The sequence below is a fragment of the Paenibacillus sp. FSL M7-0134 genome (assembly GCF_038007865.1).
Classification (GTDB): domain Bacteria; phylum Bacillota; class Bacilli; order Paenibacillales; family Paenibacillaceae; genus Paenibacillus; species Paenibacillus polymyxa_B.
On sequence record NZ_JBBOXV010000002.1, the window covers coordinates 982,331 to 1,002,493 of the forward strand.

Annotated in this window: 19 protein-coding genes; 16 read left to right on the top strand and 3 right to left on the bottom strand. The window is 48.2% G+C overall.

Annotated features, from left to right (window positions below; genetic code table 11):
- Positions 1-28 precede the first annotated feature (28 nt).
- The 14 genes from fcl to NSQ58_RS20025 all read left to right on the top strand — a co-directional run bounded on the left by fcl (position 29) and on the right by NSQ58_RS20025 (position 14,800).
- Positions 29-967 (top strand): GDP-L-fucose synthase, encoded by a 939-nt coding sequence (gene fcl / locus NSQ58_RS19960; protein WP_023987435.1) that lies wholly within the window; start codon positions 29-31, stop codon positions 965-967.
- A 21-nt stretch (positions 968-988) separates the two neighbouring features.
- On the top strand, positions 989-1,978 hold the full coding sequence (gene gmd / locus NSQ58_RS19965; protein WP_023987436.1) for a GDP-mannose 4,6-dehydratase: 990 nt from the start codon (positions 989-991) through the stop codon (positions 1,976-1,978).
- 77 nt (positions 1,979-2,055) lie between these two features.
- Positions 2,056-3,399 carry a flippase gene (locus tag NSQ58_RS19970; protein ID WP_028543103.1) on the top strand — a complete coding sequence of 448 codons (1,344 nt, stop codon included), beginning with the start codon at positions 2,056-2,058 and terminating at the stop codon, positions 3,397-3,399.
- Complete coding sequence (locus tag NSQ58_RS19975) at positions 3,386-4,648, top strand: hypothetical protein (protein ID WP_023987438.1); 1,263 nt, start codon at positions 3,386-3,388, stop codon at positions 4,646-4,648. Before NSQ58_RS19970 ends, NSQ58_RS19975 begins: the two co-directional genes overlap by 14 nt.
- 428 nt (positions 4,649-5,076) lie before the next feature.
- Complete coding sequence (locus NSQ58_RS19980) at positions 5,077-5,247, top strand: hypothetical protein (protein WP_155766932.1); 171 nt, start codon at positions 5,077-5,079, stop codon at positions 5,245-5,247.
- Positions 5,248-5,403: 156 nt separating this feature from the next.
- A complete protein-coding gene (locus tag NSQ58_RS19985; protein WP_341058552.1) occupies positions 5,404-6,636 on the top strand; it encodes a glycosyltransferase family 4 protein in 1,233 nt (410 codons plus the stop codon).
- Positions 6,633-7,874, top strand: coding sequence for a glycosyltransferase family 4 protein (locus tag NSQ58_RS19990; RefSeq protein WP_341058098.1), 1,242 nt, complete (start codon positions 6,633-6,635; stop codon positions 7,872-7,874). Before NSQ58_RS19985 ends, NSQ58_RS19990 begins: the two co-directional genes overlap by 4 nt.
- Entirely contained in the window at positions 7,852-8,661 is an 810-nt protein-coding gene (locus NSQ58_RS19995; RefSeq protein ID WP_053324858.1) for a WecB/TagA/CpsF family glycosyltransferase, read from the top strand. Before NSQ58_RS19990 ends, NSQ58_RS19995 begins: the two co-directional genes overlap by 23 nt.
- A gap of 50 nt (positions 8,662-8,711) precedes the next feature.
- Positions 8,712-10,052, top strand: coding sequence for a UDP-glucose dehydrogenase family protein (locus NSQ58_RS20000; RefSeq protein ID WP_264454058.1), 1,341 nt, complete (start codon positions 8,712-8,714; stop codon positions 10,050-10,052).
- 14 nt (positions 10,053-10,066) lie between these two features.
- Positions 10,067-11,044, top strand: a complete 978-nt coding sequence (locus NSQ58_RS20005; protein ID WP_023987443.1) for an LCP family glycopolymer transferase — start codon at positions 10,067-10,069, stop codon at positions 11,042-11,044.
- 131 nt (positions 11,045-11,175) lie between these two features.
- On the top strand, positions 11,176-11,667 hold the full coding sequence (locus NSQ58_RS20010; protein WP_023987444.1) for a hypothetical protein: 492 nt from the start codon (positions 11,176-11,178) through the stop codon (positions 11,665-11,667).
- 109 nt (positions 11,668-11,776) lie between these two features.
- Entirely contained in the window at positions 11,777-12,697 is a 921-nt protein-coding gene (locus tag NSQ58_RS20015; RefSeq protein WP_023987445.1) for an ABC transporter ATP-binding protein, read from the top strand.
- Positions 12,690-13,472, top strand: a complete 783-nt coding sequence (locus NSQ58_RS20020; protein WP_071559036.1) for an ABC transporter permease — start codon at positions 12,690-12,692, stop codon at positions 13,470-13,472. Before NSQ58_RS20015 ends, NSQ58_RS20020 begins: the two co-directional genes overlap by 8 nt.
- Positions 13,473-13,714: 242 nt before the next feature.
- On the top strand, positions 13,715-14,800 hold the full coding sequence (locus NSQ58_RS20025) for an AI-2E family transporter (protein WP_023987447.1): 1,086 nt from the start codon (positions 13,715-13,717) through the stop codon (positions 14,798-14,800).
- Between the two features lie 39 nt (positions 14,801-14,839).
- Here the strand turns inward: NSQ58_RS20025 and NSQ58_RS20030 are convergent, their stop codons facing one another.
- Positions 14,840-15,301, bottom strand: coding sequence for a bactofilin family protein (locus NSQ58_RS20030; protein WP_053324862.1), 462 nt, complete (start codon positions 15,299-15,301; stop codon positions 14,840-14,842).
- A 45-nt stretch (positions 15,302-15,346) separates the two neighbouring features.
- Positions 15,347-16,378: a M23 family metallopeptidase gene (locus NSQ58_RS20035; RefSeq protein ID WP_023987449.1), complete on the bottom strand. Its 1,032-nt coding sequence runs from the start codon at positions 16,376-16,378 to the stop codon at positions 15,347-15,349.
- Positions 16,379-16,524: 146 nt separating this feature from the next.
- Here NSQ58_RS20035 and cls point away from each other — a divergent pair, with 146 nt between their 5' ends.
- Together cls and NSQ58_RS20045 are read left to right on the top strand one after the other, a co-directional pair.
- Positions 16,525-17,955, top strand: coding sequence for a cardiolipin synthase (cls, locus tag NSQ58_RS20040; protein ID WP_028543093.1), 1,431 nt, complete (start codon positions 16,525-16,527; stop codon positions 17,953-17,955).
- 195 nt (positions 17,956-18,150) lie between these two features.
- Positions 18,151-19,095, top strand: coding sequence for a YitT family protein (locus tag NSQ58_RS20045; protein ID WP_023987451.1), 945 nt, complete (start codon positions 18,151-18,153; stop codon positions 19,093-19,095).
- Positions 19,096-19,164: 69 nt separating this feature from the next.
- On the opposite strand, the gene ligD is transcribed toward NSQ58_RS20045, so the two are convergent.
- Positions 19,165-20,067, bottom strand: a complete 903-nt coding sequence (ligD, locus tag NSQ58_RS20050) for a non-homologous end-joining DNA ligase (RefSeq protein WP_013309189.1) — start codon at positions 20,065-20,067, stop codon at positions 19,165-19,167.
- Between the last annotated feature and the right edge of the window lie 96 nt (positions 20,068-20,163).

The window sequence follows — 20,163 nt, forward strand, 5'->3', positions numbered from 1 at the left end:
ATTTTCACGAAGAAGGTAGGGGGTAAGTATGGATCTTCATTCCAACATATATGTAGCAGGGCATAACGGACTGGTGGGTTCCGCTATTGTCCGAGCGCTTCAGGATGCGGGTTACCGTCATATTATTACTCGCACAAGCCGTGAGCTGGATCTACGCAATAAAGAGGCAGTAGATCATTTTTTTGAAACAGAGCCTGTGGATTATGTATTTCTGGCAGCGGCCAAGGTTGGTGGGATTTTGGCGAATAACGAATATCCGGCTGATTTTATCCGTGACAATCTGCTTATACAAACGAATGTGATTGATGCGGCATACCGGGCGAATGTAGGCAAGCTGTTATTCCTCGGCTCTACTTGTATCTATCCTAAATTTGCTCCGCAGCCGTTGCGGGAAGAATATCTGCTTACAGGTGAACTGGAGCCTACTAATGAGGCCTATGCAATTGCTAAAATTGCCGGGATTAAAATGTGTCAGTCTTACAACCGTCAGTATGGAACCCGGTTTATTTCTGTGATGCCGACGAATTTATACGGTCCGGGCGACAACTTTGATCTCCAGACCTCTCATGTGCTGCCTGCGCTCATCCGCAAGTTTCATGAAGCCAAGCTGAATCAATCTCCGACTGTCGAAGTATGGGGCTCAGGTACGCCGCGGCGAGAATTTCTTCATTCTGATGATTTGGCTGAAGCCTGTCTGTTCCTGATGAACAATTATGAGGGAAATGAAATTGTAAATATCGGCGTAGGTGAGGATATCTCTATTCGTGAGCTGGCTGAACGAGTGAAGAATGTAGTCGACTATGAGGGAGAAATTACCTTTAACACCTCCGCTCCTGATGGAACGCCGCGTAAGTTGGTAGATGTATCCCGAATTTCCGAGCTGGGTTGGTCGGCGCGTATTTCACTAGAAGAGGGATTAAAGTCTGTGTATCAGGCATTTCAAGGTCTGGATCTGGTTGAACAATAAAAAAACGGTGGGGGAATGGGAATGAAAAAAGCGCTGATCACAGGGATTACCGGACAAGACGGGTCCTATCTGGCTGAGTTGCTGCTGTCCAAGGATTATGAGGTGTACGGGGTGCGCAGACGAACCAGCACACCGAACTTTGAAAATGTAGCGCATATCCAGAATGACATCCACTGGCTTTCCGGTGATATGACCGATCTGGCTTCATTGATCGAAGCCGTCCGTCAGTCCGACCCGGATGAGGTCTACAACTTGGCTGCTCAATCCTTCGTAGCGGCCTCATGGCCGCAGCCGTTGGCTACAGGTCAGATTACAGCGCTGTCTGTCACCAATATGCTGGAGGCGGTTCGAATTGCCAAACCGGAAGCGCGCTTTTATCAGGCGTCAAGCAGCGAGATGTTCGGTAAGGTGCTGGAGACACCGCAGACAGAAACGACTCCGTTTTACCCACGTAGTCCCTACGGTGTCGCCAAAGTATACGGCCATTGGATTACAGTGAACTATCGCGAAAGCTTTAATATGTTTGCTTGCTCTGGCATTTTGTTCAATCACGAATCCCCACGCCGAGGACTGGAATTTGTAACGCGTAAGGTGTCGGATGCGGTAGCTCGCATCAAGTTGGGGTTGCAGCAGGAGCTGCGCATGGGAAATTTGGATTCACTGCGAGACTGGGGTTTTGCAGGGGATTATGTAAAGGCGATGTGGCTGATGCTTCAGCAGGATCAACCGGATGATTACGTCATTTCCACGGGAGAAATGCATTCTGTGCGTGAACTGCTGCAAATTGCCTTTTCCCATGTAGGCCTAAATTATGAGGATTACGTCGTGATCGATCCTCAATTTGTCCGTCCGGCAGAGGTAGATCTATTGCTCGGCGATTGTGCCAAGGCGAAAGAAAAGCTGGGCTGGCGATTGGAAGTAGGCTTCGAGCAGCTCATTCATATGATGGTGGATACAGACTTGGAGCGGGTAAAAAGGCAGGCTGCAGTTGAAGCTTCTGTCGTCGTGTAAGAGATGGAGAGGCCATCCGCCTGGGCGGGGGTCTCTTCGCTGTACGCAAGGTCATTTTTCAAGATGGAGTAAAACCTATGACATTAGTCGAAAAACGCGCCAAACCGCGCAGAAGTTTGCTGGTGAATACATCATGGCTGTTCGGTGACAAAATGATTCGCATGGTGTTCGGCCTGGCAGTCAGCATCATCATGGCGAGAGTGTTGGGACCAGAGGAACTGGGAAAGTGGAATTATGCGGAATCCTTTTTCGGGATGTTTCTGATTTTCACGACCCTTGGCTTTGATTCTATATTAGTACGCGATCTTGTCAAAGACCCTAAGGATGAGCATGAGCTATTGGGTACGGCGGTTCTGCTGAAATTGGTAGGTACTTTGATGGCCATTGTACTGTCCTATTCTTTCATTTCACTGCTCAGACCGGAAGACAGTTCGGTGCGGTTGATCAATCTGATCTTGGCTACGGCCTCGGTATTTCAATTGTTTGATATCATCGACTACTGGTTTCGTGCGCAGATGCTGTCCAAATACACGGTCGTTGCCAAGAATACCGCCTTTGTTCTCGGCTCCACCATCAAAATCATTCTGTTGTTGTCCGGTGTTCCGATATGGGTGGTGGCGTTGTGTGCTCATGGAGAGTTTCTATTGGGGAGCCTGCTGCTGCTGTATTTCTTCCGTAAGGAAGGACGACGTGTGAAGCGATGGACGTTCCGCTTAGCCACAGCTCGGCGAATCATGAATCACAGCTGGCCGCTTATACTGTCATCTTCCGCTGTATATGTACAGGCACGGATCGATCAAGTCATTATCGGTGAACTGCTGGGGAACGCTGCGGTTGGGCAATACTCCGTTGCACTCCGACTCATCGAAGTGCTGGGCTTCATTCCGGTTGTTCTGACAACGGCCTATGCTCCAGTAGTAACCCGCTCCAAGCAGAAAGGAAGCGACGAATACAGACAGACATTGTCTACGGTGTATCGCCTGATGTTTATATGCTTTCTTGTGACCTCGGTACCTTTATTTTTTCTATCCCAATGGGTAGTGGTTGTGCTGTATGGGAAAGAATTTACCGAAGCAGGTTCGCTGTTGTCTCTGTTTGCGATTCGTCTGTTTTTCACTAACTTCAGTGTTGCTAAAAGCTTGTTTATTACCAATGAAAATTTGTTCAGATACACGCTGCTGACCTCGGTGGTGGGTGCGGTTACGAATATCGCTTTCAATTACGCGCTAATCCCGTTGCTTGGTGTCCGAGGGTCGTTAGTGGCGACGATCTTGTCCTTTACGATATCTGTATTTCTATTAGATTTGCTATTTAAGGAAGTTAAATCTAATTTGGGTTGGATGATGAAGTCCATCCTGACCTTCTGGCGTGTTCATATTACAGTACCGAAAGTTGGAGAGAACAATCATGATACCCATTAAACCGTTTGTTCGGCATGAGGAACAGTGCCCGCATTGTGGAAGTAAGGTACGTGGTGGAGAGGTGCTGTGGCAGGGAATCCATGTATGTGTCAGCACTGCGTGTGAGGGGTGCGGACGCGAATATCTCGAGGACATGAGGGTCGGTCATGCCACGTATTCACCTTATCGTGTAGAAATGCCTGACTATATTCTGACAGGTGATGCGAAGTCGAGAAAATGGCTCGGAGAGCCTTTGCGGCAATCGTTGATGAATCCTTCCTATGACTTAGCAGTCGGCATGACTGTGCATAAAATGAAAGCTTCTACACGTGTGATTATCATCAACACAATGGATTATTTGTATGGCCATGCTTTGCTCAAGCTGCTCAATGTGCAACGCGAATACGAGCAATCGCCGGACCTGGGCATCATCGTCATTGTGCAAAAGTCGCTGGAATGGATGGTGCCAGCATATGTGTCTGAAATTTGGACGGTTGATGTGCCGTTCAGCAGGGCACGAAACTTTTATCCTGTGCTACATCATCGGATGATTGAGGAACTGATGCGTTTTGATGAGGTGTATGTCAGCCCGGCATATTCACATCCCAATCAGTTTGATATTGAGCAGTTTACAGGTGTCTCCCGCTATGACGAGAGGCGTGAGTCGGAGCCACGCATTACCTTCGTATGGAGGGAAGATCGCTTGTGGAGCGGCAGCTATCATATCGCAAGAGCGGTACAGAAATTTCCGCAGCTCAAGCGTGGGCTAAAACCGCTAATTTATCATCAGCGCAGTAAAATCATACGACTGTTCCGCAGGCTGAGAGAAAGCTTCCCAGATCATCGTTTTACAGTCGCTGGACTTGGGCGTACCGGGAGCTTCCCGGCATGGATTTCTGATGAGCGTGTCACACGCTTTGACCGGGAAAGTGAGCTGCGGGTCTGCGAGGTATACGCAGCCAGCCGATTAGTGATCGGCATCCACGGCTCTAATATGCTGCTGCCCTCTGCGCATGCTGGCATGACCATTGATTTGATGCCCAAGGACCGATGGGGGAATTACGCTCAGGATATTTTATTTCACGAAACCGATCATCGGCTTACGGCCTACAAATACCGCTTTGTGCCGATGGAATCGAGTGTGACTTTAGTGGCGGATATGGCAGCTGCCCAGCTCAAAGGGGCAGACCATTTTAATATGCAGATGATGGAGGAAAGGCAGCGTGAGCATTCGGTTTGGAGGGGAGAGGCCGCTTCGGGGCGGGTTTGATCCTGGAGCAACTATTGTGGATGGAAGGCCGCTTCGGGACGGGTTTGATCTTCCGATCGCTGTTGACGAGAGATTCCCTGGATTGAATAGGCCCTGTAAGAAGGCGGAATCCCTCGTCAAAGGCGAACGCTGACGCTTCTCCAGATTCAAATCCTTACCCTCCGCTACCCACCGCCGCCAAAAAGAATTTCCCCCAGCCTATTGGGTGGGGAAGGTAAAAGCCGCCTGGCGATAGCTTCGCCCTATCGCCGCGAACTTCTCGCCTGGTACGCATCTCGGCATAATTAATGCTCTGTACCGTTCTCTGTCAAAGTGACAGTGTTTGGTGGATAGCAATCTTTTGGCAGGCAACAATCTAGCCATCGTTAAGGTCTCGTGGTCAGCCTAGCGGTAGTATAGCCATGCTTGTTTGTGAGCGTGCCATAACCGTGCCAAGTTCACAAGCGTTTGACGAAGTCAACGCTCTGCATGCATCCGTGCTCGCGTATCCGCGCAGCGAAGGCACTTCATGCCCAGCATTCCCTTTTTTAAAATGGGGTGACTTTATGGACCCGGCGGTCAGCAGCGGAGCGGTCCATTTGAATCTGAAGAAGCGCTAGCGTTCGCCTTTGCAGTGGGATTCTTACCTCGGAGTGTTTTATATATCCAGGAATCCCACTGCAACAGCGATCGGAAGATCAAATGGAACGCGCAGCGTTCTCTGAACCCTCCGTGCTCCATAACTCACCCAATATGAAATGGCAGGAGCCCTGATGATGATTCAAAAAATATTGTATCTCCGCAATTTTGCTAGCAAGGTGAACGGGGACTCATACAATTTACAGGAAGTCGGTTTGGGCAAAGCACTCGTTCGAAAAGGCTACGATTGCGATATTGTTTACTACAACGATCGTAAGGAAACCCATCTGGAACAGGTCTACCGTCACGAAGGATGCACCCTGCGTATTATCTGGCTCCACGGGTTTAAGTTCTTAAGCAACAGCATCTACAGAGATGTTCTCAAAGATTCTTTTCTGGATGCTTATGGTCTGGTCATTACTACAGAATACAACCAGATCATGACCTATCTGCTTTCCCGCAAATGCCCTGATAAGCTGGCGTTGTATCACGGCCCATACCGGGATAACACGCACGCGCTGATCCGCAAACTGTACGATATTATGCTGCTGCCGAAGGTAGCAAAATCTCTACGCCGTACCTATGTCAAATCCGATCTTGCCAAGTGCTATTTGGAGAATAAAGGTTTTGACAACGTGGTTACGATTGGAGTCGGACTGGATCGCAGTAAAGTAGAGAGAGCATTCGACAGTGACACCAGTAACAACAGTGAAGACATAAGCGGAGAACGTGAGGAAAACCGTGAGGTCGCGAATGAGCTGCGTCGAATCGGAGATCGTCCGGTGCTACTGTATGTTGGTGTACTGGAGGAACGGAGAAATATACGTTTTATGCTGAGTACGTTCAAAAGGGTACTCCAAAAGCATCCTAGCTGCCTTTTGTTAATGGTGGGGAATGGACGGAAGACGGACACAGACCGCTATTGGACATATGCTCATGAACTGGGAATAACGGACAGTATTATACATTTTTCAAGAGTGGAGCAACGTCATCTGTGGCAGGTTTATGGAGCGGCGGATGTGATGCTGTTTCCGACCCAATACGATATTTTTGGTATGGTGCTGCTGGAAAGCATGCTGTTTCGCGTCCCGATTATCTCTTCGGTAAACGGGGGCTCGATTACCTTGATTGAGGACGGAGTGAGCGGAGTCATGCTGAGAAGCTTTTCAGAAGAGGAATGGTCTGGTCGGATAGTCGCTTTGCTGGATAATGCTGAGCTGAGACGAAGTATGGCGGAGAAGGCCTTCCTTACGGTCGAGCGTATGTCGTGGGATCGCATTGCGGATGAAATAGTAAGCCATCAAGGGATCAAGCCCGGGAATTCTAACCACGTTATGCAATCAACGCAGGAAAGAGGGGCAGCCACGTGAGCCAACAGGTCAGCAGACAGATGAACCCTTCTGTAAGCAAGGTGCTGATCATCCATAACTTTTATCAGCAAAGCGGGGGAGAAGACAAGGTTGTCGAGCAAGAATCGGCTATGCTGCGTTCCAGAGGAATAGAGACAGAGCATTACTATGTGCACAACGACAGCATTCAAAGCAGAGGGCTAGCGAACATGGCAAAGCTGGCAGTAGAGGCGGCATGGTCCCTGCCGGAATTCAAAAGAATTAAGAAGCTGCTTTTACAGGTGAAGCCGGATGTGGTGCATGTGCATAATTTTTTCCCAGTTATATCTCCTTCGGTCTATCATGCTTGTGAACGGCTGGGGATTCCGGTTGTCCAGACACTGCATAATTACAGGCTGATTTGTCCGGCGGCAACCTTTATGCGAGGGAATAAGGTTTGTGAAAAATGCCTGCACGGCACGCTGCTGCACTCCATCCGTCATGGATGCTATCGAGGTTCACAGCTTCAGACGATTCCGGTGGCGGCGATGATTAAGTTCAACGATCTGATCGGCACATGGCAGCACAAGGTAAGTCGCTATATTGCGCTAACGGAGTTTGCACGGGACAAATTTGCCGAAAGCGGTATTCCGCTGGATCGTATCGCGGTAAAGCCGAATTTTATCCATCATAAAACAGTGAAAACCCAGTATGACCCGAATGATCGTTATTTGTTGTTCGTGGGGCGGATTTCTGCTGAAAAAGGGGTTCGCAATCTGCTGCAAGCCTGGTCACAGTTGGAAGATCGGGGGGGATTTAGACTGGTCATCATTGGGGATGGTCCGGAAAAGGCTGAATTGGCCGCTGCTTATCCGCGGGAAGATGTTCGGTTTCTCGGTAAGCAGGATGGAGACACGGTACTGGACTGCATGAGCCGGGCTATGTATGTCATGGTACCTTCCATTTGGTATGAAGGATTTCCCATGACCATTGTAGAGTCTTTTTCTGTTGGAACCCCGGTATTATGCAGCCGGCTCGGCGCACTGGAGGAAGTCGTGGAGGACGGGGTGACGGGTTTCCATTTTCAACATGATGATTTGGAAAATATAAAGACTGTGATTCGCTGTGCAGTAGCCTATGAAAACTATGCAGCTATGAGACAGAAGGTGTCGGAAAATTATGCTGCACGCTATACGGAAGAAGTGAATGTAAAGCAGCTGATGGCGATATATAGCGAGGCGATGGAGGAGCGTGATTATGAAACAGCTGCCCCAATATAGAGTCGGAAGGATTGCGGATGCAGATATTGCAGCACTTACGTTTCAGGAGACGGTACACATGCTGGAACAATGGGCAGTCGAACGAAAGGACGGCTATGTTTGTATTTGCAACACGCATTCCATTGTCACAGCCGGGAATCATTCCGAGTTCCACGAAGCGCTCACTCAAGCCGATTTGTGTACTCCGGACGGTATGCCGTTGGTATGGGCGCTTAAGCTGTACGGATTTGAGCGTCAGGATCGGGTAGATGGTCCCAGTCTGATGCTCAAGTTGTGCGAACGTGCGCCACAGACGAAGGTAAGTATATATTTTTACGGCAGTACGCCAGATACGCTGGATAGCTTAAAAGAAAGAGTAGGACAGGATTACCCCGGAATCCGCATCGCGGGCAGCTTTTCACCACCATTTCGTGAGCTTCACCCAGATGAGGAGGAGCGGATCATTGATGAAATCAATGCGTCCGGCGCGCATATCATATTTGTCAGCTTAGGCTGCCCGAAGCAGGAAATATGGATGTATCGAAACAAAGACCGCATCCGTGGCGTGATGATTGGAGTAGGGGCGGCCTTTGACTATATCACTGGAAAGGTTCGTAGACCGCCACTAGCGATACAAAAGCTGGGGCTGGAGTGGCTGTACCGTCTGATCTGTGAACCGAAGCGATTATGGAAGAGGTATGCCTATAACAATCCGACGTATGTATACCGTTTTCTAAAGTCTTATCGGCAAAACAAACGGCTTACGCTTTATCATAATCGGCTTGCAGGAAGAGATATAGAGAAGTGAAGTCGGTAAAAGCAGGATGCAATGAGACAGATGTAAAAGGGGGAGTTGCTTTGAAGTTATGTGTAATTGGTGCAGGGTATGTCGGGCTGGTGTCGGGGGTCTGTTTTGCCGCACTCGGGAATACCGTCGTCTGTGTAGATCAGAATGAGGACAAAATTCATCAGCTGCGTGCAGGTGGGGTGCCGATTTATGAACCGGGATTAAAGGCTCTAATTAAAGATAATGTAGAACAAGGCCGACTAAGCTTTACAACAGATACGGCTGCTTCGGTGGAGGCAGCCGAAATTGTTATTTTGGCGGTCGGTACGCCTTCGCTGCCAGGCGGAGAAGCGAACCTGTCCTATATTGAAGAAGCCGCCTGCGAGGTGGCAGACGCCATGAATGGCTACAAAATAATTGTCACCAAAAGCACGGTGCCTGTCGGAACGAACGAACGTATTCAAAATTGGATTGCGAGCCGCACAAATTATCCGTTTGGTGTGGCTTCGGTTCCCGAATTTTTACGTGAAGGTTCAGCAGTCATAGACACCCTACAGCCAGATCGAATCATCATCGGAGCTTCCGATCCGCATGTGTCCACTGTGCTGACTACACTGCACGAACCGTTGACGACAAATATCGTAACCACGGATATCCGTTCGGCGGAGATGATCAAGTACGCGTCGAATGCTTTTTTGGCGACCAAAATTTCGTTTATTAATGAGATTGCAAATATTTGTGAAAAGGTGGGCGCAGACGTTACACGCGTGGCACACGGTATGGGGCTGGATCAGCGGATCGGTTCCTCCTTTTTGTCTGCTGGTATCGGCTATGGGGGTTCCTGTTTTCCCAAGGATACACAAGCTCTGATCCAAATTGCTGGTAACGTGGACTATGAATTCAAGCTGCTGAAATCTGTGGTGGAAGTGAATCAGGGGCAACGTTTTAACGTGATTCGTAAGCTAAAAGAGGCGCTGGGTGATCTGGAAGGATCCACGATTGGCATATGGGGGCTGGCCTTTAAACCGAATACAGATGATGTAAGAGATGCCCCGGCGCTGGATATTATGCAGTCGCTGCTGGAGGCAGGGGCGCAAATTCGTGCATATGACCCGATCGCTACCGCTAACTTCCGCCGACTGCTGGACAGCTCGGAAGTAACGTGGGCAGATAGCGCACGAGAAGCGGCAGAGGGATGTGACGCACTGTGTCTATTGACGGAATGGGAAGAGTTTGGTGATATCGGGTTGGGTGAGCTGAATGAGCTTATGAAATATCCTATTATGATCGACGGACGCAATGTGTACAGCGAGGAGCAAATCAGACAATCCCCCTTTGCATACTATTCTGTCGGTAGGCCACAGATGAACAATCTGGATGTAGATCGTTATCAGTCTGTAGTAAATCCGTAAAGGGGAGGCTGCATATGAAACGATGGCTGAAGATGACATTGGGGGCTGCGGCGTTATTGGTCGTAGGGGCTACTGCCTACACCGCTTATGTGTATCATTCCTTTAAAACAGCGGCGAATGCGATGTATCATCCGCGCAGCATCGTGCAGCCTGGGGCGGTTTCTACCCTTGCAACGGGCGGAGCAGGGCGATCCGTAGATACAGACTCTGGATCAAGTACACCCAATCCGGCAGCCATCTCCCAGTTCAAGCCGTTCACCGTGCTGGTACTGGGCGTAGATCGGCGGCCTCACGATCCAGGACGATCGGATACGATGATCGTCTTGTCTGTTAACCCTGCCGAAGGCTCTATGTTGATGTTCAACATCCCACGTGATACGCGAACAGAGTTGATCGGCAGGGGGCGTGAGGACAAAATCAATCACGCTTTTGCTTTTGGGGGCGTGGATATGTCGATCCGTACGGTAGAGCATTTTTTGAACCATCCGATAGATTACTATGTACAGATGAACATGGAAGGGTTTGCGAAAATGGTGGACCTTGTGGGGGGAGTCGAGGTTCATAACCCACTTGATTTTCAATATGAGGGCCATCATTTTGCGCAGGGTAATTTGAACTTGAACGGGGCTGAGGCGTTGGCCTACGCCCGTATGCGTTTTGATGATCCACGTGGGGATCTCGGAAGAAATGCTCGCCAGCGGGAGCTACTCAAGCAAATTCTTGCCCAGTCCATCAGCAAGGAAGGGCTGTTGAGGGTAAAACCGATACTGGAGGCAGCGGGGGAGCAGATTCGCACAGACATTACCTTTGACGATATGACCACCTTCCTGACCCGGATCGGTCCGTCCCTCAAGCAGACGGATACCGTTGAGCTGAAGGGACATGGGCGTAAAATCAACGGTGTGTATTATTACATTGTGGATGAGCAGGAACGCCAGCGTATCCATGGAGTGCTGGAGAAGCACATGCTTACCGAGGCCATATCGCCTTAGGTAAGCCTTATGTAGACGGGTGCCCTATTGGGAGGTCACCCGTTATTTTCTTATAAAGTCTTCTAAAAAAGGCTTGTCCCACATACATCTGTAGAGAATTCGGTATAGTCCAACAGAGGGAGGGGCAATGTGTGCTGTTTAGAAGGAGAGCGGCTTCGGCGTTCGTCCGTAAGCTATTATATTTTGCAATCATATGTGGATTGTTATGGTTGCTGTGGCTGGGTCTGCATGGGGTGATGTCTACAGGCGAGGGCGATCAAGCGGTAGAAGCACTGAACGAGTTCTACACTATGGAGCAATCGGGAAATTTCGGAGGCTCATGGGAGCTTTTTCATTCGCAAATGAAAAAGAAATTCGAGAAGTCCACGTATGTACAGCAGCGTGCGCACGTTTTTATGCAGGATATGGGGACGGATACGTTCACGTTTGAACTGGGGGAGCCGCAGGCTGAATATGACATTCGTACCGATCAGAATGGAGAAGAGTTAGGGAAAGTTTACCGTATTACAGTCACTCAGCATTACAAGACCCGATTCGGTAATTTTGATATCGTACAGCCTTGTTATGTGACGCAGGAAGATGAGAAGTGGCGGGTGCTTTGGATATACAAGGACAAGGAATAGAGGTTGCGTGGTGTTTCTAAAAGGTTAAATATGGTACAATACTTCCAAAACCGGAAATGTACAGTAAAATGGATCACAGCTTCACTCCGGATGGAAGGAGTTTCAAAGCATGCAGCAAGCGACAGGACAGGTTCCCGTCATACGTATGGAGGGTGTGAGTAAAATCATTTCCTCAAAAGCGATCGTGGATGATCTGACGCTGGAGGTTCCGGCGGGGCAGGTATTTGGTTTCCTTGGACCCAATGGTGCGGGAAAAACGACCACCATCCGTATGATGGTTGGCCTGATTTCGATCAGCAAGGGCGATATTCATATTTGTGGAGACAGCATTAATACCGATTTTGAAAAGGCCGTTGCCCATGTCGGCGCGATTGTTGAGAACCCGGAGATGTACAAGTTTTTGACAGGCTATCAAAATTTGCAGCATTTTGCGCGAATGTCTCCTGGGGTGACCCAAGAGCGCGTGGAAGAAGCGATTCGTCTGGTGGGACTCGGAAATCGGATTCACGATAAAGTAAAAACCTACTCGCTCGGGATGCGGCAGCGACTTGGGGTAGCTCAGGCGATTTTGCATCGACCGAAGCTGCTTGTGCTGGACGAGCCGACCAATGGCTTGGACCCGCAGGGTATTCGTGAACTGCGGGATTATTTGCGTCAATTGACCCGTACGGAAGGAATTACTGTATTCGTATCAAGCCATTTGTTGTCCGAGATGGAGCTGATGTGCGACCGTGTAGCTATTATTCAGAGCGGACGGCTGGTTGATATCAAGCAACTGAAGAATACAGGGGAGGAAGTGCAGAAGGCGGAAATTGCTTTTGAGGTAAATGATGCCGAACAAGCTTATGCGCTTGCTGGAGCAGGGCGCGTCGAAGGTAATCAACTGCTGCTTCACCTGGAGCGGGAACAGATTGCAGAGATGAACAGCCTGCTGGCTGCAAATGGCATTAAAGTATATGCGATTCGCCCGGTTGCCCGTACGCTGGAAGATCAATTTTTGGAAGTGACGGGAGGCGGGGTCATTGGGTGATTTCTTCAAGCTGGTACATAACGAAAATCTGAAAATTTACCTGCGTGTGCGCACATGGATTATGCTGGGATTGCTGGCGGTCATCACTGCTGTGATTCCGATGCTGATTTCCCTGGTTTCCGATCAGGTCAGTGTGTGGGATGGGATTGCGTTGACGACGTTGTTTACATTTTTCCTCAATACGACGTTTACGGTCATTGTAGCCGCTGATTCGGTGGCTGGTGAATTTACTTGGGGAACGATTAAGCTGCTGCTCATCCGACCTTGGACTCGCAGCAAAATATTGTTGTCCAAGTATTTATCCGTGATTTTGTTCAGTTTGCTCGGAACGATCATTTTGATCTTGATGGTTACGCTGTCCTCATGGCTGATGTTGTCCAAGGATGCACCAGCGGGTTCTGTTCCACTGTTCAGTGATCCGATATCTTATGTAACGCTGAACTTTTTGTATAGCTATATCGCCTTATTCGTGACGATGGCCTTTGCTTTTATGCTGTCCGCTGTTTTCCGTTCCAGTGCCTTGGCGATTGGGCTGTCACTGTTCATGATGTTCACCAAAACAGTTTATAACACGATTGGCTTGTTCAGCACAGATCGTTTTGAATGGACCAAATACGTTCTATTTACGCATATGGATCTGAAAAAATATTTAGATATGCCGCCGGGTACGGTAAGTTCCAGTCTAACCTTTTCGCTCACCGTGCTGGCCGCCTATTATGTGATTTTTATCGCCATTGCCTGGGTGGTTTTCGTAAAACGGGATGTTTCGACCTAAATCGAAGTGCCATAGAGTAACACAAAGGACGTTCAAATGCCTAGCATTTGGACGTCCTTTTGTTATTTCAGGAATTTGCAAAATCCTCATTTAAGACTATTTTATCCTGTATCTATGTCATTTTTACTACACATTCTGCGTGCAGGGGTATATTGTAATCTATTTTCAGCAAGAATCAATCAATAGGGTCATTTTGCGTTTAAAGAGGTAGAGAGAAACAGAATAGAGGGGGGCCGCATGATATGCTGCAAAATAATCGTTTTTTTCGTCTGACTACGGGTATTGTCATGCTATTACTCATCATTTACTTGGGCACCAAAGTAAGCTTTATATTCAGTCCTCTCGTATCTTTGGTCAGCTTGCTGGTTGTACCGTTGATGCTATCTTTTTTCCTCTATTATTTATTGAGGCCGATTGTAGATGTAATGGAACGGAGAAAAATCAAACGATCTATCTCCATCTTGCTGATTTATTTGGTCATTGGAGTGTTATTGTTTGTTTTCTCATGGGGTGTGTGGCCTACGCTGCGTGATCAAGTTACCAATTTATTTGAAAATGCGCCGAAGCTCATTAAAAGTCTGGTTGATCAATTGAGCCAATGGCGGCATAATCAATCCTTGAGACAAGTGCTGCCTCCGGGTGAAGACCCGCTGTCACAACTGTCAGATACGTTGAACGAAGCTTTTTCGACACTGTCTGATTATTCGGTAAAGCTGGTATCGTTCGTGTCCTACTTTTTTATTGTATTGGCTACCTTTCCAATATTGCTCTATTACATGCTGAAGGAAGGGAGCAAGTTTGGCCCTAAAATGCTAAACTTCTTTCCAAAAAAATATCACAAGGACGCATTGGAGGTTATGGAAGATATCGATAGTGCACTCAGCAGCTTTATCGTGAGTCGGGTGCTGATTAATGTCGCGTTGGGTGTGATGATGTTTCTTGGATTTTTAATTATTGGCTTGCCTTATGCCTTGCTGCTTGCCGTTATTTCGATTTTTCTTAATTTTATTCCCTATGTGGGGGCAGTGGCTGCTTCTATACCTGTGGTTATTATTGGATTACTCGAATCACCTTCGATGGCACTCTGGTCCCTGGTCGTGGTGATCGCTGCACAGCAAATTCAGGATAATTGGCTGTCACCTATAGTTTTTGGCAAGCAGCTGGATATTCATCCGTTGACTGTCGTTATTTTACTGTTAGTTGGTGGCGACCTGCTCGGGATTCTGGGTATCATTTTGGTGATTCCATTGTATATGTGCGGAAAAATCGTCATACGCAAGGTGTACCAATTATTTTTGGAACGCAGAGTGGAGGATATTATGGAATGAATGGAGAATGCACTGGATTTAAAGGAGTATATACTGACTTTATCCTGCTTCGGATTGCAGAGCGGCTTGGCTATCCTCCTTGTTTTTGCTGAAACTAGATTGGGTTTCGTCGTTTGACTCATCCGTAGAAGTTGACAACTCTACATCCTTTGTTCGGTTCATTTGAATTGTGCCGTCCAGTATACCGCCTTCAGAAATGACCAATGCAGTGGTCGCGGTATTTCCGTACAGTTCACCTGTCGGCGTAATGGTCAGTCGTCCTTCTGTAGTAATGCTGCCAAACACCTTACCGGCAAGAATGACGTCTTGTGCGATGATATCCGAACGTACAACAGCAGATTCTCCAATGACGACAGTACGAGTGCTGCGGATATCGCCCTGAAAATGACCGTCAATCCGAATATTGGCCTCTGCCTCAACTGTACCTTCAAAGCTGGTGCCATTAGCGAGCAGTGTATCCATAGCTGGGGCGGAGAGCTTTTTTTTGGATTCCTTGAACATGATGGTTTTCCCCCAATCTTTTATTGTAAATATTTTCAAAAATCCTCATTGTACATACAGTAATGGATCGACAGGTTGGTTATGCTTGACGATCTGAAAATGAAGATGAGGTCCTGTGCTTCTCCCGGTACTTCCCAGCAGACCGATGGTCTGTCCTTTGTGGACACGATCCCCCGGAGCCACCTGCATGCCGCTCAGGTGCATATACCAGCTCTGGAGTCCGTCAGGATGCTGGATGATGATGCACTTGCCGCGGGCTCCGCTAGAAGCAGCCTCCAAGACGGTGCCAGCTCCTGCTGCATAGACAGGATCACCGGTTTGTCCGGCAATGTCCACGCCTGAATGGAAGGCAGATCTGCCTGTAAAAGGGTCGCTGCGATAGCCGAAGCTGGAGGTCATTCGCCGTGAACCTACAGGCCAAACGGAGGGATTCCCTTGCTCGGCAAGAGCAAGTCTACGAGTCTGGAGTAGCTGTGCGGCTTGTTTGCGCTCCAGATTCTGCTGTACGGCATTTGCTTGCTGAATAGAGCGGGGAACCGTACGTTCCACCGTGTCCAACAGAGATTCGATCTCCTGAAAATCATCCATTGCCTGGCGAGTTAGGAGGGCAGTATTTTCATGCACTGCGATCAGCTCGCCCCCGATATGGCCGGAAGCATCCCAGGAGAGCGGCGTCATGGTCTTTTTATGGTTACTTGTGGCAGATGAGTTTCCGTGTTTACGAATGAATTGCTGCATTTGCTGTTCCAGCTCCGTTACACGCTGAAGGCGTTCACGAATATTGGTGGCTTGATTCGTCAGCTCCATGACTTCCTGCCGTAGTCGCCCAATGGCTGCATCCTTGTCCGCTACCGTGACCTCCATCTGCAAACTCTGGACAGCAAGATTCGTTTCCATTTGGGAGATAATATGGGAAGAACGGATTTGCAGCCCGATCACGAGTGTAGAGATAGACGCGATCACAAGAGTTGGGACGAGAATGACAGCGGCTGTAGAGCATTGTAGCTGCTTGGGCGGTTGCTGTGCATCCCGAATAACAAGCAGGGTCATCCGGCGATTTAGGCTTCCTTTTTTCATAATCGCTCCTTTCCGGACATCGCTCCTATAGTGCTTGGTTACTATCTATTCAGCTTAAGAGGCAAACATGTCAAAAAAATTGGAGCTTAGTATAAAACGTAGATGAGGATTTTGCAAAATCCTGAGATATATAAGGAGGCTTAGACATGCTGTGGTTGCTGTTGGTTTTAATTGTTTTTATTTTTCAGACCGGGACGATCCTGCTCTTTGAATTTCGCAAGCCGTCCAAAGCGGTAGCCTGGCTTTTTATTTTGTTTTGCTTCCCGCTCATTGGCTTTGTCGTGTACTACTTTGTTGCACAGGATTATCAGAAGCGCAAAATGGTTCGAAAAGGGGGATCGCAGCTGTTTCGTGAGTTTCGCGAGCGTCTGTGGGCGCAATCCAAGGTGATTGAACACGTGGAGCAAATGCATAATCCTCATTTCAAGCATCAGGAGCGACTGTTTAACCAGTTAATTCGTATGTCGGAAAACCCGTTGACTGGATGTAATCGCACACGTGTGCTGACGAACGGTGAAGAAACCTTCGAGGCTATGCTGACAGCGATGGAACATGCACAACATCATATCCATGTGGAGTTTTACATATTTCGGGCCGACGAAATCGGAAGAAAGTTTCAAGAGGTCATGATCCGCAAGGCACGTGAGGGAGTAAAGGTACGATTCGTTGTGGACGGTGTAGGAAGCTACCATTTGCCCTATTCCTTTATTCGTACCTGTAGTGAGGCAGGAGTGGAATTTCATTATTTTCTACCTCCGTTTTTCGCCACGTTGGACCGCCGGATTAACTATCGCAATCACAGGAAAATCGTGGTAGTGGACGGCATGATCGGATTTGTGGGGGGGATTAATGTAGGCGACGATTATCTCGGAAAATACCCCAAAGTGGGATTTTGGAGGGATACGCATTTGCAGATTGAAGGAGATAGCGTCTATTTTCTGCAAAATGCATTTCTTAGCGACTGGAAGCTGGCCTCAGGGGAAAGGCTGATGGATGTGAATTTATTTCCTCCACATACCTGCACCGGGGATGAGGAAGTACAGATTTTGAGCAGCGGTCCCGATCAGGTTTGGGATACGATTCAGGAAATGTGTTTTGGAGCGCTCACAGTTGCCAAAAAGCGGATTTGGATTACGACGCCGTATTTTATTCCCGATCTGGGGATTTATGAGGCGCTCAAGCTGGCAGCAGTCAGTGGTGTAGATGTGAAAATTATTATTCCCTACCAATCCGATTCGAAGCTGGTTCATCTGGCGTCTTTATCCTATGTGCAAGAACTGCTGGAGGCAGGGGTGGAGTTCTACCAATATCGAAAAGGATTTATTCACGCCAAAGTGGTGATTGTCGATGATTTACTCGGCTCGGTCGGGACCGCCAATATGGACATGCGCAGCTTTTTCTATAATTTTGAGTTGACCGCTATAGTTTTTGCTAATTCAGCGCTGGAACGGCTTTCGGAAGATTTTGTAGAGGACATTTCCAACTCCTCACGCATAGATTTAAACGTGTTCCGCAGACGGCCTCGATCTCAGAAAATAGCTGAAATTCTAACTCGTATGCTCTCTCCACTCCTTTAAAGGCGGTTTTCGCCGTTTTTATCGATATAATCCCGCTTTATTGTGATTTATGTGCTCTTTGCTAACTTTTTTGCGCAAAATCACAGTTTTATGGTATACTATTCATATAACACAAGCGCGGTAAAGGAGAGGGGACTGCGAATAGCAGCCCCTTTTTCGGTCCAATATACCATACTGTAACGGGGGGATTTATATATGAGTGTAGTGAGCAAGGAAGTTCAAAATCTGTCTGAAATCACAGATGTAACCGGAGAGTTGACCAAGATCAGCAAAATTCCAGCTAATCCGAAGAACAAAGCAAAACGCCTGTTTCAGCGTGCGGCCATGATTATTTTTGGTGCGACGCTTATGGCAGTGGGCCTCGAAATATTTCTGGTTCCTAACGGCGTTATCGACGGAGGCGTCACAGGTATTTCCATTATGGCCTCCAAGATTACTGGCTATCCACTCGGTATTTTCCTGACCCTGTTGAACCTTCCATTTTTACTTATCGGATACAAACAAATCGGTAAAACCTTCGCTTTATCCACATTATTCGGCATTATCGTGATGTCCATCGGTACCGCGTTACTTCACAATGTAAGTGCATTGACTCCTGGCGAACCACTATTGGGTGCTATCTTTGGGGGCGTCATTCTCGGCGTTGGGGTGGGTCTTGTGATTCGGTCCGGCGGCTCGCTGGATGGAACAGAGATCGTAGCTATTCTCGTCAGTGAAAAAACTCCTTTTTCGGTCGGTGAGATCGTACTGTTTGTTAATATCTTCATTCTGGGAAGTGCAGGTTTTGTGTTCGGTTGGCCGAATGCCCTGTATTCCATGATTGCTTATTATATCGCCATGAAAATGATTGATATTACGATTGAAGGTCTGGATCAGTCCAAATCGGTCTGGATTATTAGTGAAAAATACCGTGATATTGGGGATGCCCTGACGGATCGTCTTGGACGGGGCGTAACTTATCTGGAAGGTGAAGGCGGCTTTACGGGCGAAAGCAAGAAAGTGATTTTCGTCGTCATTACCCGACTGGAGGAAGCGAAGCTGAAGAGCATCGTTGAAGATTGGGACCCGCACGCTTTCGTTGCGATCGGTAACATTCACGATGTGAAGGGCGGACGCTTTAAGAAAAAAGGAATACACTAGCGCAAGGGGACAATTTCTCAGCCTAATGGCTGCGGGGTTCGTCCCCTTTTTTGTTCTTCCAAGCATGGATCAGGTTCGGTGTGCCTTGGTGCGCATATGCTTGAGGACGTCTTCTACGGGCTGGGGAGGAACCTTGTCGATCAAGTCGCCTACCTGGTTTAGTCGTTCCTCAATATTCAGCAAATGGTAGTCAAGTGGTGATACATCTTGCCGTACCTCTTCCCATGTTAGCGGAGTGGAGACCGTAGCGCCGGGGCGTGCCCGCGGGGTATAAGGAGCGGCCAGAGTTTTCCCTTGATAATGCTGCAAATAATCAAAATAGATGGCTGTTCCCCGATCCTTCTTTAACCGTTCGAGTGTGAACAGATGCGGGTGCTTTTCTGTCACAAACTGTCCAACTAATAGCCCGATGCTGCGAAGTTCGTCGAAGGTTATGCCTGTACGGATCGGAACGATAATTTGTACACCTGTGGCCCCGGAAGTTTTGGGGACGGAATCCAAACCAAGCGAAGCCAGTACTTCACCGACAATAGAGGCTGCCTCCATAATACGTGGCTCCACCTCTCTGGATGGATCAAGGTCAATCATCCATTCACAGGGCAGCTTGCTTCCCGCTTCATGCAGAGAGGGGTGGAATTCCAACGCAGCTTGATTACCAAGCCAGAGAAGTTGTGGCAATTTGCCGAGCACGATATATTCAATACCATCATGCAGAGCGGTTTCAATATAGTCCGGCCGAGGACGTGGGGCATTTTTCTGATAAAAAAAATCACCGTGAATCCCATGTGGCCAGCGGATGACGGTCAGCAGACGATGATGGCAATATTTGAGCAGGAAGGGAGCCAATACCGCGAGCTTGCGAAGATATAGCGCCTTAGTCACGCCTGCTTCAGGCCACAGTGGTTTATCCGGGTTGGTGATAGGAATTTCCTGACCTTCAATGGTAATAGTACCTTTAACAGCTTGTCCCATAATGCTATCCTCCTTTGGCTAACATGCAGCAAAATCTTTATTTACAGGCTGATTGTTGCACTTATAGATCTACATATGGTTTAACATGAACGTGAA

What these genes read in the sequence shown, in the direction of transcription:
- NSQ58_RS20005 (WP_023987443.1), top strand. Translation starts at nt 10,067, where the DNA reads ATGAAACGATGGCTGAAGATGACATTGGGGGCTGCGGCGTTATTGGTC.
- NSQ58_RS19970 (WP_028543103.1), top strand. Translation starts at nt 2,056, where the DNA reads ATGACATTAGTCGAAAAACGCGCCAAACCGCGCAGAAGTTTGCTGGTG.
- NSQ58_RS19985 (WP_341058552.1), top strand. Translation starts at nt 5,404, where the DNA reads ATGATTCAAAAAATATTGTATCTCCGCAATTTTGCTAGCAAGGTGAAC.
- NSQ58_RS20035 (WP_023987449.1), bottom strand. Translation starts at nt 16,378, where the DNA reads ATGAAAAAAGGAAGCCTAAATCGCCGGATGACCCTGCTTGTTATTCGG.
- ligD (WP_013309189.1), bottom strand. Translation starts at nt 20,067, where the DNA reads ATGGGACAAGCTGTTAAAGGTACTATTACCATTGAAGGTCAGGAAATT.
- NSQ58_RS20045 (WP_023987451.1), top strand. Translation starts at nt 18,151, where the DNA reads ATGAGTGTAGTGAGCAAGGAAGTTCAAAATCTGTCTGAAATCACAGAT.
- NSQ58_RS20025 (WP_023987447.1), top strand. Translation starts at nt 13,715, where the DNA reads ATGCTGCAAAATAATCGTTTTTTTCGTCTGACTACGGGTATTGTCATG.
- gmd (WP_023987436.1), top strand. Translation starts at nt 989, where the DNA reads ATGAAAAAAGCGCTGATCACAGGGATTACCGGACAAGACGGGTCCTAT.
- NSQ58_RS19975 (WP_023987438.1), top strand. Translation starts at nt 3,386, where the DNA reads ATGATACCCATTAAACCGTTTGTTCGGCATGAGGAACAGTGCCCGCAT.
- NSQ58_RS20030 (WP_053324862.1), bottom strand. Translation starts at nt 15,301, where the DNA reads ATGTTCAAGGAATCCAAAAAAAAGCTCTCCGCCCCAGCTATGGATACA.
- NSQ58_RS20015 (WP_023987445.1), top strand. Translation starts at nt 11,777, where the DNA reads ATGCAGCAAGCGACAGGACAGGTTCCCGTCATACGTATGGAGGGTGTG.
- NSQ58_RS19995 (WP_053324858.1), top strand. Translation starts at nt 7,852, where the DNA reads ATGAAACAGCTGCCCCAATATAGAGTCGGAAGGATTGCGGATGCAGAT.
- cls (WP_028543093.1), top strand. Translation starts at nt 16,525, where the DNA reads ATGCTGTGGTTGCTGTTGGTTTTAATTGTTTTTATTTTTCAGACCGGG.
- fcl (WP_023987435.1), top strand. Translation starts at nt 29, where the DNA reads ATGGATCTTCATTCCAACATATATGTAGCAGGGCATAACGGACTGGTG.